General features: G+C 48.2%; 12 protein-coding genes. 5 read left to right on the top strand and 7 right to left on the bottom strand.

Annotated features, from left to right (window positions below; genetic code table 11):
* Positions 1-63 precede the first annotated feature (63 nt).
* On the top strand, positions 64-1,725 hold the full coding sequence (locus tag C3B51_RS13780) for a SulP family inorganic anion transporter (RefSeq protein ID WP_125719435.1): 1,662 nt from the start codon (positions 64-66) through the stop codon (positions 1,723-1,725).
* Here C3B51_RS13780 and C3B51_RS13775 read toward each other — a convergent pair.
* Positions 1,722-2,588 carry a LysR family transcriptional regulator gene (locus C3B51_RS13775; protein WP_130245397.1) on the bottom strand — a complete coding sequence of 289 codons (867 nt, stop codon included), beginning with the start codon at positions 2,586-2,588 and terminating at the stop codon, positions 1,722-1,724. The genes C3B51_RS13780 and C3B51_RS13775 overlap by 4 nt on opposite strands.
* A 94-nt stretch (positions 2,589-2,682) precedes the next feature.
* On the opposite strand from C3B51_RS13775, the gene C3B51_RS13770 reads away from it, so the two are divergent.
* Together C3B51_RS13770 and fghA are read left to right on the top strand one after the other, a co-directional pair.
* The gene (locus C3B51_RS13770; RefSeq protein ID WP_275041922.1) at positions 2,683-3,807 is read left to right on the top strand and encodes an S-(hydroxymethyl)glutathione dehydrogenase/class III alcohol dehydrogenase; all 1,125 of its coding nucleotides are present in this window, start codon (positions 2,683-2,685) and stop codon (positions 3,805-3,807) included.
* Between the two features lie 9 nt (positions 3,808-3,816).
* On the top strand, positions 3,817-4,659 hold the full coding sequence (gene fghA, locus C3B51_RS13765; RefSeq protein WP_130245396.1) for an S-formylglutathione hydrolase: 843 nt from the start codon (positions 3,817-3,819) through the stop codon (positions 4,657-4,659).
* A gap of 48 nt (positions 4,660-4,707) precedes the next feature.
* Here the strand turns inward: fghA and C3B51_RS13760 are convergent, their stop codons facing one another.
* A complete protein-coding gene (locus C3B51_RS13760; protein WP_130245395.1) occupies positions 4,708-6,609 on the bottom strand; it encodes a beta-ketoacyl synthase in 1,902 nt (633 codons plus the stop codon).
* Positions 6,610-6,726: 117 nt separating this feature from the next.
* Here C3B51_RS13760 and C3B51_RS13755 point away from each other — a divergent pair, with 117 nt between their 5' ends.
* The gene (locus tag C3B51_RS13755) at positions 6,727-7,722 is read left to right on the top strand and encodes a GlxA family transcriptional regulator (RefSeq protein WP_130245394.1); all 996 of its coding nucleotides are present in this window, start codon (positions 6,727-6,729) and stop codon (positions 7,720-7,722) included.
* Here the strand turns inward: C3B51_RS13755 and C3B51_RS13750 are convergent, their stop codons facing one another.
* The 5 genes from C3B51_RS13750 to C3B51_RS13730 form a co-directional block, all read right to left on the bottom strand.
* Positions 7,723-8,199: a GreA/GreB family elongation factor gene (locus tag C3B51_RS13750; RefSeq protein ID WP_130245393.1), complete on the bottom strand. Its 477-nt coding sequence runs from the start codon at positions 8,197-8,199 to the stop codon at positions 7,723-7,725.
* 79 nt (positions 8,200-8,278) lie between these two features.
* Positions 8,279-10,189 carry a hypothetical protein gene (locus tag C3B51_RS13745; RefSeq protein ID WP_130245392.1) on the bottom strand — a complete coding sequence of 637 codons (1,911 nt, stop codon included), beginning with the start codon at positions 10,187-10,189 and terminating at the stop codon, positions 8,279-8,281.
* Between the two features lie 10 nt (positions 10,190-10,199).
* Positions 10,200-11,294, bottom strand: a complete 1,095-nt coding sequence (locus tag C3B51_RS13740) for a hypothetical protein (RefSeq protein ID WP_125719422.1) — start codon at positions 11,292-11,294, stop codon at positions 10,200-10,202.
* Positions 11,295-11,358: 64 nt separating this feature from the next.
* Positions 11,359-14,406 carry a hypothetical protein gene (locus tag C3B51_RS13735; RefSeq protein WP_130245391.1) on the bottom strand — a complete coding sequence of 1,016 codons (3,048 nt, stop codon included), beginning with the start codon at positions 14,404-14,406 and terminating at the stop codon, positions 11,359-11,361.
* A 219-nt stretch (positions 14,407-14,625) separates the two neighbouring features.
* Positions 14,626-15,336, bottom strand: coding sequence for a hypothetical protein (locus tag C3B51_RS13730; protein WP_130245390.1), 711 nt, complete (start codon positions 15,334-15,336; stop codon positions 14,626-14,628).
* A 97-nt stretch (positions 15,337-15,433) separates the two neighbouring features.
* Between C3B51_RS13730 and ccoN the strand changes: the two genes are divergently transcribed.
* On the top strand, positions 15,434-16,867 hold the full coding sequence (gene ccoN / locus C3B51_RS13725) for a cytochrome-c oxidase, cbb3-type subunit I (RefSeq protein WP_130245389.1): 1,434 nt from the start codon (positions 15,434-15,436) through the stop codon (positions 16,865-16,867).
* Positions 16,868-16,876 lie beyond the last annotated feature (9 nt).

Below are 16,876 nucleotides of genomic sequence, written 5' to 3'. Positions count from 1 at the left end.
GCGGCTCTAAATTACACTCGCTTTTAGTGTAGAATGCGGCAAATCTCGCGGTATGGACCTTCAATGTTTTCGTTATCAAGATTTAAACATATGAATTTCAAGGGAGATTTGTTCGGTGGTGTGACCACTGCAATCATTTCCCTACCACTCGCCCTCGCCTTTGGCGTGGCATCCGGAGCCGGAGCTGAAGCCGGCATGTGGGGCGCAATTCTCGTTGGCCTCTTCGCTGCCTTGTTTGGCGGTTCAACCTCCCTGATCTCCGAGCCAACTGGCCCGATGACGGTCATTATGACAGCAGTGCTGACCACCATGGTGTCCAAATACCCCGAAGCCGGACCAGCAATGGCATTCACTGTGGTGATGATGGCCGGGGCATTCCAGGTTTTACTCGGCACCCTCAAGCTCGGTAAGTATGTAACCCTGATGCCCTATAGTGTGGTTTCCGGGTTTATGTCCGGCATTGGCGTCATACTGATCATTCTGCAGCTGGCGCCACTGCTTGGCCACCAAGCCCCGCCAGGCGGCGTTCCCGGTACCTTATCTGCTTTCCCCGAATTATTCCTTAATCTACATTTCTCTGAACTCTTTTTAGGCATTCTGACCCTGGCGGTGTTGTTCTACATGCCGAAGAAATATCGCCAGTACGTGCCCGCTCAGCTGGTTGCCCTGGTAGTGGTAACGCTGATCTCTATTGTACTTTTCGATACCGACAGTATTCGTCGAATTGGCGAGATCCCGAGTGGTTTGCCCGAGATAGTCTGGCCGACTTTTACACCCGAACTCTTTACTGAAATGGTGATCGACGCGCTGGTATTGGGCACATTGGGCTGTATTGATACCTTGCTTACTGCGGTTATCGGAGACAGTTTGACCCGTACCGAACATGACTCCGACAAAGAGCTGCGCGGTCAGGGTGTGGCCAATATGATCGCCGGTTTCTTTGGTGCCCTGCCGGGTGCCGGAGCCACCATGGGCACTGTGGTAAATATTCAGGTAGGCGCGCGCTCTCCGCTTGCAGGCATTTTCCGGGCACTGATCCTGATGGCTGTGGTCTTTGTCGCAGGGAGCCTGACAGAACCCATTCCCATGGCGGTGCTTGCCGGTATCGCTGTTTATGTCGGGATCAATATCCTCGACTGGAGTTTTATTCAGCGTGCGCACAAGCTCAGCATCAGCCAGATGGCCATCATGTATGGTGTGATGTTGCTGACCGTGTTTGTTGATCTTATGGTTGCAGTGGGCCTGGGTGTATTTATTTCCAATATTATGGTCATAGAGCGTCTGAGCCAGGTTCAGGAACAACATGTGAAAGCCATCAGTGATGCAGATGAAGACGTGCCCTTGTCAAAACACGAGCGCGCCCTGCTGGAACAGGCAAAAGGTCAGCTTTTATTCTTTTACCTGTCCGGCCCGATGATCTTCAGTGTCTCAAAGGCCATAACCCGCCAGCACCGCCATATCGGTGAGTACAAGAGCATGGTACTGGATCTAAGCGATGTGGCCATGCTCGATGTGACCGTCAGCCTGGCTATTGAAAATGCCATCAGCGACGCACTGGATGCCAACTGTCAGGTGTTTATTTATTCACCAAATAAAGACACCAGTGAGCAGCTACAAAAATTTGATATTCGCAGCAAGCTGGGGGACCATGCATTCTGTAAAAGCCGGGAACAGGCCTTGACCAGAGCACTGGAAGCGATGGAGGCAAATAGCATCCAGGCTTAAAGCGACTTTGCCAGAAAGTCTATCAGCGCACGGATGGCGGTCGACAGGTATTTTCTGGGTGGGTAAACCGCCCAGATCCCCTCCTCTTCGGGTGTAAAATCATCCAGCACAGTCACCAACTCTTTGCATTCAATCGCATCTTGCAGATAATAATGTGGCAACTGTACCACCCCTAAACCCTGTTTTGCAGCATCAAGCAGCGCCCAGCCACTGTTACACCGCAGCGTGCCCGTTACTTTTACATGCCGCTCTACACCGTGGTCCATAAAACGCCAGTATTGCGCATTACCGAGCAAACAATTCTGCCCGGCCAGATCTCTGATGGACGTGATAGGACCGTATTGCTGCAAGTATTCCGGCGATACGCAAACCAGCGTGCGCCTTTGAGACAGGCGCTTTGCATGCAACGAAGAGTCTTTAAGCTGGCCTATGCGGATTGCCAGGTCTACCCCCTGCTCCACAAGATCCAGCTGTGCATTGGTCAGTTCCATATCAATGGTGACGGAGGGAAAACGGCACATAAACTGATGTACCAGCGGCATAATGTATTGCTCGCCATACATCACCGGTGCCGTCAGCCTGATTTTGCCCGTGGGCTCGCTGTCTCTTTGTCGCAGTGCTGCGGTGGCGTCCTCGTAGGCATGTTGCAGCAATCGGGCGTGACCCAGGAATATCTGACCTTCAGGTGTCAGTGCCAGATTGCGCGTAGTCCGGGTCAGTAACTGATAGCCAAGCTCCGATTCTAAGGTTTTAACCCGGCGGCTAACCTGCGCCACCGACGTATCCAACTGCTGCGCCGCACCTGTAAAGGAGCCACACGTCGCCACCGCGACAAACTCATCTAAACCTGACCATCTGTCCATTATTACAAATACGTAAAAGTCTTTCTTATTTTTTAAGATTATCAAACTCTCACAGCAAGTTATACTTTTGTTTTCACACTACAAAACTGGAGTAATAATGGCTGAATTTATTAAATCACGGGCGGCAATTGCCTGGGGACCGGGACAACCGCTCAGTATTGAAGAAGTGGATGTCATGATGCCTAAAGCAGGCGAAGTACTGGTCAAAATTGTTGCCACCGGCGTGTGTCATACCGATGCATTCACCTTGTCCGGCGATGATCCCGAAGGCGTTTTCCCGGCCATTTTAGGTCACGAAGGCGGCGGTATTGTTGAAGCCGTCGGCGAAGGTGTTACCAGTGTTGCCGTTGGTGATCATGTGATCCCACTTTATACGCCCGAGTGTGGTGAGTGTAAATTCTGTACCTCTGGCAAAACAAACTTATGCCAGAAGATCCGTACCACTCAGGGCAAAGGAGTGATGCCCGACGGCACTACCCGTTTTTATAAAGATGGCGAACCCATTTATCACTACATGGGCACCTCCACTTTCTCTGAATATACCGTACTGCCTGAGATTTCTCTGGCCAAAGTCAATAAAGAAGCCCCGCTTGAAGAGATCTGTCTGCTGGGTTGTGGCGTTACCACCGGCATGGGCGCGGTAATGAATACTGCCAAAGTGCAACCCGGTGATACCGTTGCTATCTTCGGTTTAGGCGGCATTGGCTTGTCGGCGGTGATCGGTGCGGTTATGGCGGGTGCCAGCCGGATCATCGGCGTAGATATCAACACAGACAAATACCCGCTGGCGCAAAAGCTGGGCGCAACCGATGTCATCAACCCAAATGACTACGACAAACCCATTCAGGAAGTGATTGTCGAGATGACCGACGGTGGCGTTGACTTTTCATTTGAATGTATTGGTAACGTCAATGTGATGCGCAGCGCCTTAGAATGTTGCCATAAAGGCTGGGGCGAGTCCGTGATCATCGGGGTTGCCGGTGCCGGTCAGGAAATTTCTACTCGTCCTTTCCAACTGGTAACGGGGCGTGTCTGGCGTGGCACTGCATTTGGCGGAGTGAAAGGTCGCTCTGAGCTGCCAGAAATCGTCGAGCGCTATCTGGCGGGTGAGTTTAAACTGGATGACTTCATTACCCATACTATGTCGCTGGATGATATCAACGAAGCGTTTGAGCTGATGCATCAGGGCAAGAGCATTCGTTCAGTGATCCATTTCTGAGGAAGCTTTATGGAATTAGTGAGCGAAAATAAAGTCGCCGGTGGCTGGCATCGACGTTACCGTCATCGCAGCCAGCATACTCACTGTGACATGACCTTTGCTATCTTCTTGCCTGACCAGGCCAATAGCGACCAGCCAGTACCTGTGCTGTACTGGCTGTCGGGATTAACCTGTACCGATGAGAACTTTATGCAAAAGGCGGGCGCGTTTAAACGGGCTAACGAGCTGGGCATTGCCATTGTGGCACCGGATACATCGCCGCGTGGTGAAGACGTGGCCGATGATCCGGACAAAAGCTATGACTTTGGTCTGGGGGCAGGCTTCTATGTCAATGCCACACAGCCGCCATATGATAAACACTATCAGATGTACAGCTATGTCAGCGAAGAGCTGCCAGCCTTAATCGAGCAACATTTTCCGGTATCCGAAAAGCGTGCCATTGCCGGGCATTCGATGGGTGGCCATGGTGCGCTGGTGGTAGGGTTGAAAAACCCAACCCGTTATCTCAGTATCTCTGCGTTCAGCCCCATTGCTAACCCTATTGATTGCCCCTGGGGTAAAAAGGCTTTTACGGGCTATCTTGGAGAAGATCAAGCACTCTGGCAAGCTTATGACGCCTGCCATCTACTGAGACAAAGTCAGGAAAGTCTTAGGATGCCCATTCGGGTTGATCAGGGCGAAGCCGATCAGTTCCTTGCCGAACAGCTCAAGCCAGAAGCCTTAGCCGAGGCCGCTCAGGCTGTGGACTATCCGCTTACCCTGACTATGCACCCGGGATATGACCATAGTTACTTCTTTATTTCCTCGTTTATCGACGCGCACCTGGATTTCCACGCGCAGCATATAAAGTAACCACAAAAAAAGGCGCTAACGCGCCTTTTGCTTGCTTAACATCGTATTCTAATCGGTCAGATCGCCATAACGGTTATTGACGGTCAGCTTGACTGCCTTGTCGAAGCCCGGAATGCCCAGTGATTCTTTACTCAACTGCAACTCAGCTTCATCAATCATGCCATCACCAAATCGGTAGATAAGCTCGTACTGACCCAAGTCAGCAGCCTGCTGATAGCGTGCCTGCTGTTGCTTGGTTTCTGCCAGCTTAGCGCTGTGCTTGGCAAACTCGGCTTCACCGTAGCGTTTGGATAACATCTTCAAAGTCATCGCCGGCGACAGTACAGTTGCGGTTGCATTGTTGCCACCAAACCCTTTGGAGTTAATAAAAGCAATATCCATTTTTCCACAGTGATAATGATGCGTACGAATGTCCAGGTGTTGATCATAAACATCCTCGGCAACCGCATCTATGGTCGTTACACCCGGCATGATCTGGTGACTAAAAATCCCCAGCGCCATTGCTAACTGGTCACCGGACGCCGGGCCAATGGTATGACCAACAAACGCCTTAGGCGCAGCTACTTTCCAGCCTTCAATTGCAAAGGTCTCTGCAATGCGATGATAGATAAACGACTCGGTCACCCGGTTTTGTGGTGTGCTTGAACCATGCGCCAGAATAAAGCTGCGCTGCTGTAAAGCTTCTGTGCCTGCAATTTGTTCGGCGAGTGCCACAGACTTAGCCATGGTAATATAGTTGCCCGGACCGGGCGCTGTAATAGACTTTTTAACCCCATCAGCATTGACGTACACGTCTGCCACTGAGCCCATAATATCAGCCCCCAGCTCCAGCGCTAACTTATCATCCATCAGGATAGCAACCTGAGCGCCCTCACCTATGGTAAAGCCGCAGTTTTCGCCAAATGGACGACTGGTACGGCGGTAGTCCACCTCATCCGTGTTATCCAGCTTACGCAGGCCTTCTTCATTGGCCAGCGCCCCCATATTGCCAAAGCCTTCTATCACCTCTGGGGTTAGCGCACACTCAACGCTGGCCACCACGGCAACCCGGGTACGACCCGCCTGAATATCATTGACTGCCGCACGCAGATTGTACAAAAAGGTCGCACAAGCACCTGAGGTCGAGAAAGTCGTGCCCACACTGCCTGTCACGTAAGCATTAATGAAATCTGTTGACATGGTATTGAGGCCCAATGCCAATTGTTTGGTGCTAACCCGCTCTCCTTTCATCCGGCTGCGGATAAGACCACCCAAGCCTTCGTCATTAACCTGACCAACCACGGAAGCCGAATAGGTGCCGATTTGATCCGGTTCAACACTGTTCATCACGCTGTGCCAGTCAAGACCGGTTGAACGAATGGCATCGGTCGCAGCAAAAATCGTCGCCTGCAAACCTCTTGGCTGATAACGACTATTGTACATTACCGATGGATCGAAACCCGTTGGCAACTGACCTGCCGCTTTAATTGAATTGTCTCTGTAACTGTCAACTTTCACTTCGAGTTGTTCAGGGATCACCACCTGTGCTGTTTTCTCATCCAGCATTTCAATTTGCCAACTTGATGGGACCGGTGTTGGTAAGTCGCGCTTGCGACAGGTAAATGTCAGACCTGTGCCGTCGTTAGCCTGCATAGTCAGCTTCTGCTGCCAATGCGTTGCATCGACGTCAAAATGAGTTTTTTCGATTTTGCGGATCAAGGTACCTTCGATGATCTGCTGACCAAAGCGCGTCTCAATTTGCTCTGGCTGAATGATGTCTCCCTGAGCTGTGACCAGATCAGAGCCCTGCAATGAAACGAGGTTCATCAAAGTGGCCAGGCCGAGAAAAGTTTCCTGTCTTGCAGCATCATCCAGGCTGTCTAACACAATGCGACGATAGCCCTGGTGGAACGAGGTTCTGCCGGCTGCATTCACGCCGCCCATACCTACGATAATTGGTAATGCTGTCATATCAATCTCTTATCAAATAAAACTAATGAAGCGATTCTAGAACGAAGGCAAATATGATACTTTACTTTTTTCGCCATATAACATGCATATTACGCCACCAATAAGAGGTCGGATGAGATGAGCAGCTACAACCACCGAATTGCCTTTACACTTTATGAGCAAATGCTGATCACCAGTGTGACACTCCCTGTAGAAATGTTGCGCGCAGGCGAAGCCTTTGCAAGGCGACATCTTGGTCATGAGTTTATCCCCCTCGAAATTGCCTGGCTTAGCGAAACGGGAAGCACTGTTCATTCGTCAATGGGTGTGCCATTTTCAGCACACGCCAGCTTCAGCGCGCTGAGCGAATTCGACTATATCGTCATCCCCAGTATCTGGCGTAACCCGCGCCCGGTGCTGAGACAAAATGCCTCTTTGGTTGCGAACCTTGCAGATGCCCGGCGAGAAGGCGCTACCCTGATAGGGGTTGGGACAGGTGTCTGCTTTTTAGCGCAGTCCGGGATCCTCGATGGTCATGCCGCCACCACCCACTGGCATTATGCAGAGCAGTTTAAACGCAGCTATCCGCTCGTTGCATTGCGCCCCGATTACTTTATTACTCAATCAGATCGTTTATATACGGTAGCAAGCTTAAACGCACTGGCGGATGTCATTGTGCATTTTATTGCCCAATTTTATGGTCAGGAAGCCGCCAATCATGTGCAACAAAACTTTTCTCATGAAGTGCGTAAACCCTATGAAGAGCAACGCTATCTTGAAGGTGCCGTCGATCGGCACAGCGATGAGCAAATAGCCTCTATCCAGTTTTGGCTGCGCAACAATTGCGCTGATGAAATCACCTTTCCCGATGTCGCAACGCAGTTTGGTATGAGTTACCGTACCTTTAATCGCCGCTTTAAAGCCGCCACCGGCCAGACTGCTGCGAATTATTTACAATCTGTTCGGGTTCGCCAGGTTACCGAGCTGTTGGCTTCGACCAACCTTAGCATTCAGGAAATCGCCCTTGCTTGCGGCTTTAACTCCCAGGGACAGCTCACCAGAGTATTTAAAAGCACTATGAACCAGACACCCAGCCAGTATCGGCATGTAGTGAGGAAAAAACTATTCTCCTGATCACAGCAAGTCCAAAACCTCCAGCCACTGAGTCGTACCATTAAAATGAAATTCGACTTCTTCACCAATACGGCGGCCACTCAGCACTCGCCCGATAGGAGACACCAAAGTAATGACTCTGATATCTTGATTGCCCAGTGTCACCTTCAAGCCTCCCTCACACGGACCAATAAAAAACCAGTGGCAGTCATCCTGCTCATCAGCTAACGCAACCAAGGCACCAACCTGAACAGCAGCAGGCCTATTTACGGTAAAAATATGCTCAAATGCCAAGATAGCATGGTGCGCCTGATCAACGCGCTCACTTTGCCCTTGGGCCAGATAACCAGATTCAATGCTCAGCGAGTCATACTGAGTTTCTGCCGCGCTTTGCTCGTGGGTAGCATCTGCGCGAGCGCTATCTGCTGCCTCTTGTGCCTCGTGAAGTTTACATTCCAAAGCAAATTTCAAATGTTCAATAACGTGCTGCTTGTTCAAATCTGGCCCCTCTAAGACGTCAAAAGGGCCCCCAGGCCCTTTTCGAAAAAGTAAGTGATTCTAACAGTAAAGCATATACTCAGAACAGAGATTCAAAGCTCCCGTCTGGAAACAGTACACCCGGGATCCCACGTACTGTTTTCACGTCACCAATCAGCTGATCACCATAATAGTATCCACCGGTGAAATTGCGTCCTTTTTGTTTCACATCCAGCCAGTAGCCGTCTTTCCCTTGCGCAACAATGCTATTGTTATCACCTGAGCGACGTACATCCAGTTGCATTACCTTGCCACCCAGCAGGTAGGCGATCTCTGCTGAATTTAAATTTGTGAAATTGTCTGGATCAGCAGCCAGTTGCAATTGAAAATCAGGGCCACCCTTGAGGTCGAAGTCAACATGTAACCCGAATACTAGGTCCAGCATTGTGTCGAACTCAAAGGGAGATTGTTCTGCGGCATATAATGTAACAGGCGTTACCTGATTTACGGTTTCAAAATCACCGCGTATACGCAAATTGGCAATGATACTTTCAACCGAATTGCGAGGAGATAACACTCTGTTTAACCGCAGCCTCATATCCGCTTTCGTAATCGAATCTGCCGTTTGCAAAGTCACCTTTCCTGCAAAGCGTGAGGTACCTGTGGCCGATTGCAGGTTGTCTTCATCAACCGAGCCATCAAACAATAAGAAGATATCACTCAAGTCAGCTTCTAAAGACACATCACCTTTGCGAACAGATACGACACCGCTCGCCGAAATACGGTCACCTAACGTTGGGCTTTTACGCCACTCGGACGAAGTAACGTCCATGCTGACCTCAAACTCTCTATTTGAGCCTGTTACGCGCCAGCTAAAGGACGAATCTGTCGTGTACACTATATCAAGTTCACCCACCTGATAGTTACCAGGCTCTGAGTTGCGCGCTGGAGAAACATTATTTACAACGTCATATACAGCTTCTGAGAGGGCCAAAAATGAGTTTTGTACGACACCATCCGACACCACACTTTCAATCTCTTTCAGTTTGACGTCCAATTCATCGCGGTACTTTTCTTCCTGAAGACGGACAACCCCCAAAGAATCTCTGAAATGGTTAAGCAGGTCATTGTTAAACACGGTGCCAGAGTCTTCGAGCGCCACCATATCCTGCAGCTGCATAGCTTCATTGGCAATCAGTAGCACCTGGTCAACAACACTCGAAAACAGTAGGCTGTCTTTTTCATCTAGCAGTGTTTCCATGAAGTACTGGTTAACTTCGTTAATATAGCTCTGCCATAACGTATAATCGCTTTGCTGATAAGCGAGTTCGAATGCATCGCTCAGAGGCAAGATCTCATCAGCCTGATTGCCCTGGATATTGAGTTGCCTCATGATATCAGCATAGGTAAAAGCTTTGGCAGCATACTCCGCCAGTAAAGACTGATTTATACGGCTGTGGCTCAAATGATATATCGGGGTATTTGTTAACGACAAAACCGTACTGTCTAACTTTGACTCACTCAGTAATCTTGCATAAGAAGAAAAATATAGCTGATTTTGACCAGCAACCGGTTTAGCAGCAAGAGAATAGGACACACTTGCAGAAACTGGTTCACCGAAATCGATTTGCTCGTTACCGTTGAGATCATTTGGATCGTCGCGCAGCGCCCGGCCACACCCTAACTTTCTGGGACAAAGCGCTCGCTCGGCGCTTGGGCTAAATTCAAATTGATATAAGACACCTGCATCCAGGGTGACGGTCATTTGATTTAGGTCGTTAACAGTAAACTGTTGTGTTTCCTTTGAGCTTATCTGAGTTACTGACAAAGTACCCGAAGTATCAACGAACTCGGGTATATAGAAAGCCACTGATGCTGAGGGGATCTGTGTAATATCGTGGCCAAGTCCTGGCTCAGTATCGTTCACGGTCGGGGCCGGGTCACTACTTCCACCGCATGCTGTTAAAGTACCAGCCAACAACAAAGGTAAGATTCTATTAATTTTTTGCACCTTTTATCCCCTAAAATGCCAGGTTAAGAAACCAATTCAAATTCACATAATGCGCATCTTCAATATCAGGATTGTCCATTTTCACAGAGATACCTGCGTAGCGAGTTTTAATACCTAACTCAACAGCCTCACTATGTGTTTCATACCCACCAAACAGCTCCCAGCTTTCTCCAAAATGATAGGAAACGGTGGCCTGAACGAACGCATCATCAATATACTTGCGTGCTTTTAGTGTCGTAGAGAAATGATTATTGATGCGGTATTTCACGCCCAGATAGTATCTAGCATCCCGCTCAAAGGTGTATTCTATTTCTTGATCATAAGCAGAGGTACGCAGTCTGACAGAGGGAGTGGTGTCTATACCATCTTCTCGCTCAGAAAAGGGGATATCGGTGGTGAAGCCGTTAACAAATCCAGCGCCTTCGTACTTTGTTTCATACATCAAGTCTTTACCTGCCGCCCACACGCTTAGATCAGGTGTGATCTGCCAGCTAAAAGCCAAGTCAAAACTGTAACCATCTCCCTCTGGGTTTTCCGTTGGTGTAAATGATTTAAACAAAATGTCTTTAGAAAAGTAATACTCGGCCTCCAGCTTTCCTTCGACCTCATCACCAAAGATTGTGCCATCTACCCGCGCATCCTGAAAGTGCGTACTTTTGAAGTAAGTAAATTTTGGCGTGATAACCAGAGCTTTATCCAGCAGTTCAAAATCATAGCTTAAGAACACACCATTAGTTGTTGCCTGCCTGCCCCATAAGTAGTAGCGGTAATTGCGCTTTTCAAATGGCAGGTCATTTTTCTCTGTGTGCGTATACAGTGCGGTATCCGGATCAAAAGCCAGTAAATAGTCGAAACGACTTTGTGCGCCCAGGCCAATACCTTTGTACTTCACACCCAGTTCAAATACATTGTAGGTAAAGGCACTGTCCCCTTCTGTTAAAGGCTTGTCAAAATCATCAACAAACGCTTTAACCGGTTGTGCCTCGGTATATATCTCACTGTGAAATTGGTGAATTAACTCGATATCGTTGGTAGTTGCATAAGCTCCCTTAGCCTGAGGCAGAGCACAAATCAGGACTAATGGAGAGATTCTTTTTAGTTTCATAAACTTCACTTTTAACAAAAAAAGGGGAAAGATTGACTTTCCCCCTCTTAAATCTAGACCCGCTTTAGTTATTGGACTGGCCTAAAAAATCAATATCTGTGTATTCGATTGACTCTCCGTTGATATAGTCGATACGGAAACCATTCGTTATTTCCTCGACGTTACCAACATGAACCGGAACATTTGTATCATTGTTGAGCGACACGTTGCCTAACAAGGGCCCTTCACCATCGATCAGGCTGACATCGAAAACATAACCATTGAAGTTGTCAATCGACACTTTTGCCATACCCAGGTCATCGTTGTCGTCTTCGTTACGAATATCAAAATGGGCTGTAAATGCAGTCCCTTCCGACATGCCTTTCAACTCGATAGAAGCCAGCTCTGTTGTATTGTTAACAAACAAAGGTGACGGGTTGCCTTGCTGATCTACGGCAGTTAGCTCAGAATAGAAATGCCCGTTAAAGCCGTATGGTCCGTCGACAAACTCGACTAAGTTGAATGTCTTACCACGTGAGACATCAAAATCTCTCGCATCTTCAACTTTTTGGATGCTGCCTTCAACATATAAAACAGAACACGAAGCATTTGGCATGTCTATGGCGTCGATAGCCCAACGCTCACATTCAGCTAAGTCAGGTGACGTTATTGCTACTTTCTGCCCAGAGTCAGCAGTCATATAACCAGACCAGGTAAACAGGATCTTACTCTGAGCACCCGAATTAACCTGTCCGTTTGCTGCTAGTTTTTCATCACCCTTCGTATTTTCAAGGCTAAGCGCATAGGTATCTGTATCATAACTGTAGGTCCAGTCAGGGAAATTTGGTGCCGTGCCTGAGTGATTGCCCGAGTCCAGACCCGAATCCCAAATGTCTTTCATCACATCGTAGATGATTTCACCGGCATTGAAAGCTGCATCGGCACCTTCTTTAGTCACAAAGCTAATATTGACCAGTTTGTCAGACCCTTGTTTACCTAAAGCAGTATTTGAATCAATGCTCAATTGGCTGTCTGCGACATCAAGGCTGATTAATGCTGCCTTTGCGTCTTCAATCAGTGTATTCGCTTCCCCAATCGCTTGGTCTGCGCTGTCTGTTGGTTCATTCTGGTTTAGAGCTTCGGCCTTATAGGCATTTGCTAATGTCAATGCTGTGTTGGCAGAGGTCTCAGCACTTTGGTACGCCGTTACCGATTCCATAAGCGCCGTCTGCGCTTTACTCAATTCTGACAAGGCTGATGCAGCAGAGTCTTGATCGGTTATCGCTCTTACGGCGGCCTGTGCAACCAGCAGCTGTGTTTCAAACACCGCTCTTTTCTCGTCAGCAGCTTGCTTGTCATTGTTGGCGGCAACAAGGCTATCATCTGACGCTTTCTTAGCAGCATCAAGAGCGGCACCAAACTCTTCAATTTTAGTATTGGCTGCCGCCAGCTCAGTCGCAATGTCGGCGCTTAGTTGGTCTTTTTGTGCAATCAATGCGGTAACTTGCGTCAATAAAGCATTTGCCTGATCTAAGGTTGGCTGGTATTTGGCATTTTGCGTCACAAGCTGCGTCGCTGCTGAAACCAGCTGCTCGGCCGTTGCAAATTCTCTGGACAACAGCTTACCCAGGTTATCACCATCCGCGTCAACGTCGATTGCTGCTGTAAACTGTGTATTCAACACTGCAGCAGCGGCACCATACTCAACGGCCTTTTCTTTTGTAGACAAGTCAGCACCCAGTGCCTTGACGGTTTCAAGTGATGTGGCAAACCCTGCTAATGTCGTATCGCTACCTTCAAGCGCGGTTTGGCTGGCTTCAACACTGGCCAGTATCGCTTCGCTTTGTTTGTCTGAGGAAGCATCGCCATTACCAATATCGTCAAGTTGATCTACGACTGTATCGATGTCATCTTTCAAGTCGTCTTCCGATGTTGCGCCATTATTGACCGCGGTATCTACCGCACTCTTAATATCTGTTGCAACGTCATCTATGTCCTCTTCAGAAACACCAGCATCGATTAACGCAGCTTTGATAGCCGCCTGATCGCCCGAAACAATGGCGCTTAAGACATTCCCTGCTTTTTTGGCTTCATCTTTAAGGCGAGTAAATGTCTGGCTATTCGCCAAATTACCGGTTTCAACATCGGCTGATAGCTCAGTCAAAACCTCTCCCAGAGCGCGGCCTTCTTTACCGGCTAAAGATTGCAATGACGAGGCAACCTGGATCAATACCAGGGCACCTGCGTCGAGCTTTTCACTGCCATCGACACTCGTAAAGTCAATTGCACCACCTAATGATAAATCATTCGCAAGCGCTGCAACCAAGCTAACGTCACCGACAAGCTGTTGGATAACTTGGGTACTGGCAGCACCGACGGAAGCGGCATCAATTGCATTGCCGGCACCTAACAATATGCGCGCTGCTGTAGAGGTAAATACCGACAAGTTTGCTCTGTAAAAACCATCATCACCGTCAGCAAATGACGGTCCGCGCTTAGCCGTGGTCGCACTGTCTGATGAAGCTGGCGTGATCAGTTTAACTACTGAAAGCTCCAGATCGTCTTTATACCATTCCCCAAAATCAATCTTGCCATTTTCTTTGAAGACGGAGCCATCATCGACCTTCACAGCCGAGCCAGCACCACAACCGGCAAACGCGTCACACTTAACAAGCGCATCACCCTCTTTAGTCGTGGTTACAGTGATGTAAACAGGACCGGAGAAGTTTTCGTCGACAAATATTTCATAGAAACCATTGGATGTGGTTTTTAGCTCAGCAGGGTTAGCGCTAATAAGTTTGGCACTAGCCTTGGCTTTTGCCGCTTCTTCTGTTTCGGCAGTTTCAGTTGCGGACTCCTCACCGGCCTGAGTACGGTATGCTAAATCGACCTTGTTACCTTGCGCATCCACTGTCTTGACACTAATCATTGCGCCACTAAGCGTGCCTTTTACGGCCTTTCCCGAGATAGACACATTGAAATTGGCATTGACGCTTCCCTCAACTGATGGATTGGTTGGTTTAACAGGGACATTGTTATCGTCATCATCGAAGAGGCTACAGCCTGAAAGGCCCAAACTCAAAGCGATGGATGCTGCCACGGGTGTGAGTATTTTTGTTGTGCGCTTTGCCACTAGATGTCTCCTTAAATAGCTTGCGTTCTGTTCTTTTATGTAGTTATTCGCCTGTGTGAGTGTTTTGTCAAACGAGACTCTTGGCCAATTGGGTATTCTGTTATCGCTTTATGTGCGGTTTGGTTAAATATAGTCAAATTGCTTAACAAAGTCATGCAAAATTGAGTGGGTTTGTAAACGAACATGAAACGCCAAGTAAGATCATTCAAAAGTAATAGATCACTTCTGAGAAGTGTACAGGCTAAATGTGACAGTTTTGTCACCTAACTTTGATGCCGGCTTGCTGACCAGTTCTATGGTGAGCTGCCACTCCATGACTGGGTCACTACATGCCCCGACCATTACTTCTGATGACCACAAAGCAGCCTGCTGGTGGCTGAAGAAAATGGGGATTTTTCCCATATACATAGTCTTTCCCTCAAGCCAGGCTGACTTTATTTCAAATTCAGGGTTTTGAGTCTCCAGAAACACCTCAAATGGCGCTTCCGGCGCTAAGAGTGTCGATGAGCTCCAAAGTGCAACACCTTGGTTTGTACAAGGCGAAGTGGCAACACAATTCAAGGAAGTTTGCGAACTTTCACTTTTTTCTGAACTTTCATGTATAATAGTACTCGGGTCTGAACAGGCCGTCAGGAAAGTGACTAAAAAAACACCAGGTAGTGTGCGAGTTTTCTGCATAATGCTTAGTGTGTGACATCTTGAAAAGACGTTCAGTGTATGTGGAATCGCTCTTTTCGACCAGCCTTTGGCGTTAAGTTTTGCAATTTGTTTTGATATTGCGCAATTCGCGTACTCATTAAACAAATGACTCGTACAAAGTTTGATTGATGTCATTATTTTAGGTGTTTGTAGTATCTTTTCGTTTGCAAAAAAATTATTATTTCCTTGCAAAAATAAGGGTTTCTCAAGCTGGTGAGAGTTTTGTTCCACGGGATGTGACTCAAGCGGGTTTGTTGAAATAAAAAAACAGGGCCTGTATTACAGGTTAATCATTTCTAATCGCATTAATTGCAGCGGAATCCAGAAAATGAGCCAAACAGTAGCATCACAAACTGAGTACAATTATAAGGTTGTACGCCAATTCGCTATAATGACAGTGATTTGGGGCATCGTTGGCATGGGTGTAGGTGTATTTATCGCGGCGCAACTTGCGTGGCCTGCGTTAAACTTCGACATTCCATGGTTAACTTACTCTCGACTTCGTCCGTTACACACGAACGCAGTAATCTTCGCATTTGGTACAAGTGCACTATTTGCAACATCTTACTATGTTGTACAGCGCACGTGTCAGACGCGTTTATTCTCTGACAAGCTAGCCGCTTTCACTTTCTGGGGCTGGCAGGCAATCATTCTTTCAGCAGCCATCACTTTGCCATTAGGTATCACATCTTCTAAAGAATATGCTGAACTTGAGTGGCCAATCGATATTGCAATTGCTGTTGTTTGGGTCACCTATGCAGTCGTGTTCTTCGGCACACTGATCAAGCGTAAAGTGTCTCATATCTATGTTGCTAACTGGTTCTATGCAGGCTTCATCATTACAGTTGCAGTGCTGCACATTGTTAACAGCATGGCAGTACCTGTATCTCTGACTAAGTCATACTCTATCTATGCGGGTGCAGTAGATGCTATGGTTCAGTGGTGGTATGGTCACAACGCGGTAGGCTTCCTTCTGACTGCCGGCTTCCTGGGTATGATGTACTACTTCGTGCCTAAGCAAGCAGGTCGCCCTGTTTACTCTTACCGTTTATCGGTTGTTCACTTCTGGGCACTGGTTTCTCTGTATATTTGGGCAGGTCCTCACCACCTTCACTACACCGCACTACCTGACTGGACTCAGTCTCTGGGTATGGTGATGTCAGTGATCCTGTTTGTGCCTTCTTGGGGTGGTATGATCAACGGTATCATGACGCTGTCTGGCGCATGGCACAAACTGCGTACTGACCCTGTACTGCGTTTCCTGGTTGTTTCTCTGTCTTTCTACGGTATGTCTACCTTCGAAGGCCCAATGATGGCAATCAAATCTGTAAACGCGTTGTCACACTACACTGACTGGACTGTTGGCCACGTACACTCAGGCGCTCTGGGTTGGGTTGCAATGATCTCTATCGGTGCTATCTACCACCTGATCCCTGCACTATTTGGTCACGCTAACATGTACAGCGTTAAACTGGTTAACACTCACTTCTGGTTACACACTGTTGGTGTTGTTCTGTACATCGTAGCAATGTGGATCTCAGGTGTAATGCAAGGTCTGATGTGGCGTGCAGTTAACTCTGACGGTACTTTGATGTACAGCTTCGTACAGTCGCTTGAAGCGTCTAAGCCTTTCTATATCATGCGATTCCTGGGCGGTGTATTCATCGTGGTTGGTATGCTGGTAATGGCTTACAACGTCTACCGTACAGTGGCAGCTAAGAGTGGCTCTTTGACCACTGAAGCTAACACGCGAATGGCTTAAGGGGTGTCG

It is taken from the genome of Pseudoalteromonas rubra (assembly GCF_004212645.1).
Taxonomy (GTDB): Bacteria; Pseudomonadota; Gammaproteobacteria; order Enterobacterales; family Alteromonadaceae; genus Pseudoalteromonas; species Pseudoalteromonas rubra_G.
The sequence above is the reverse complement of the archived record's forward strand: the minus strand, read 5'-3'. Positions and strand labels throughout refer to the sequence as shown.

What these genes read in the sequence shown, in the direction of transcription:
- C3B51_RS13780 (WP_125719435.1), top strand. Translation starts at nt 64, where the DNA reads ATGTTTTCGTTATCAAGATTTAAACATATGAATTTCAAGGGAGATTTG.
- C3B51_RS13775 (WP_130245397.1), bottom strand. Translation starts at nt 2,588, where the DNA reads ATGGACAGATGGTCAGGTTTAGATGAGTTTGTCGCGGTGGCGACGTGT.
- fghA (WP_130245396.1), top strand. Translation starts at nt 3,817, where the DNA reads ATGGAATTAGTGAGCGAAAATAAAGTCGCCGGTGGCTGGCATCGACGT.
- C3B51_RS13760 (WP_130245395.1), bottom strand. Translation starts at nt 6,609, where the DNA reads ATGACAGCATTACCAATTATCGTAGGTATGGGCGGCGTGAATGCAGCC.
- C3B51_RS13755 (WP_130245394.1), top strand. Translation starts at nt 6,727, where the DNA reads ATGAGCAGCTACAACCACCGAATTGCCTTTACACTTTATGAGCAAATG.
- C3B51_RS13740 (WP_125719422.1), bottom strand. Translation starts at nt 11,294, where the DNA reads ATGAAACTAAAAAGAATCTCTCCATTAGTCCTGATTTGTGCTCTGCCT.
- ccoN (WP_130245389.1), top strand. Translation starts at nt 15,434, where the DNA reads ATGAGCCAAACAGTAGCATCACAAACTGAGTACAATTATAAGGTTGTA.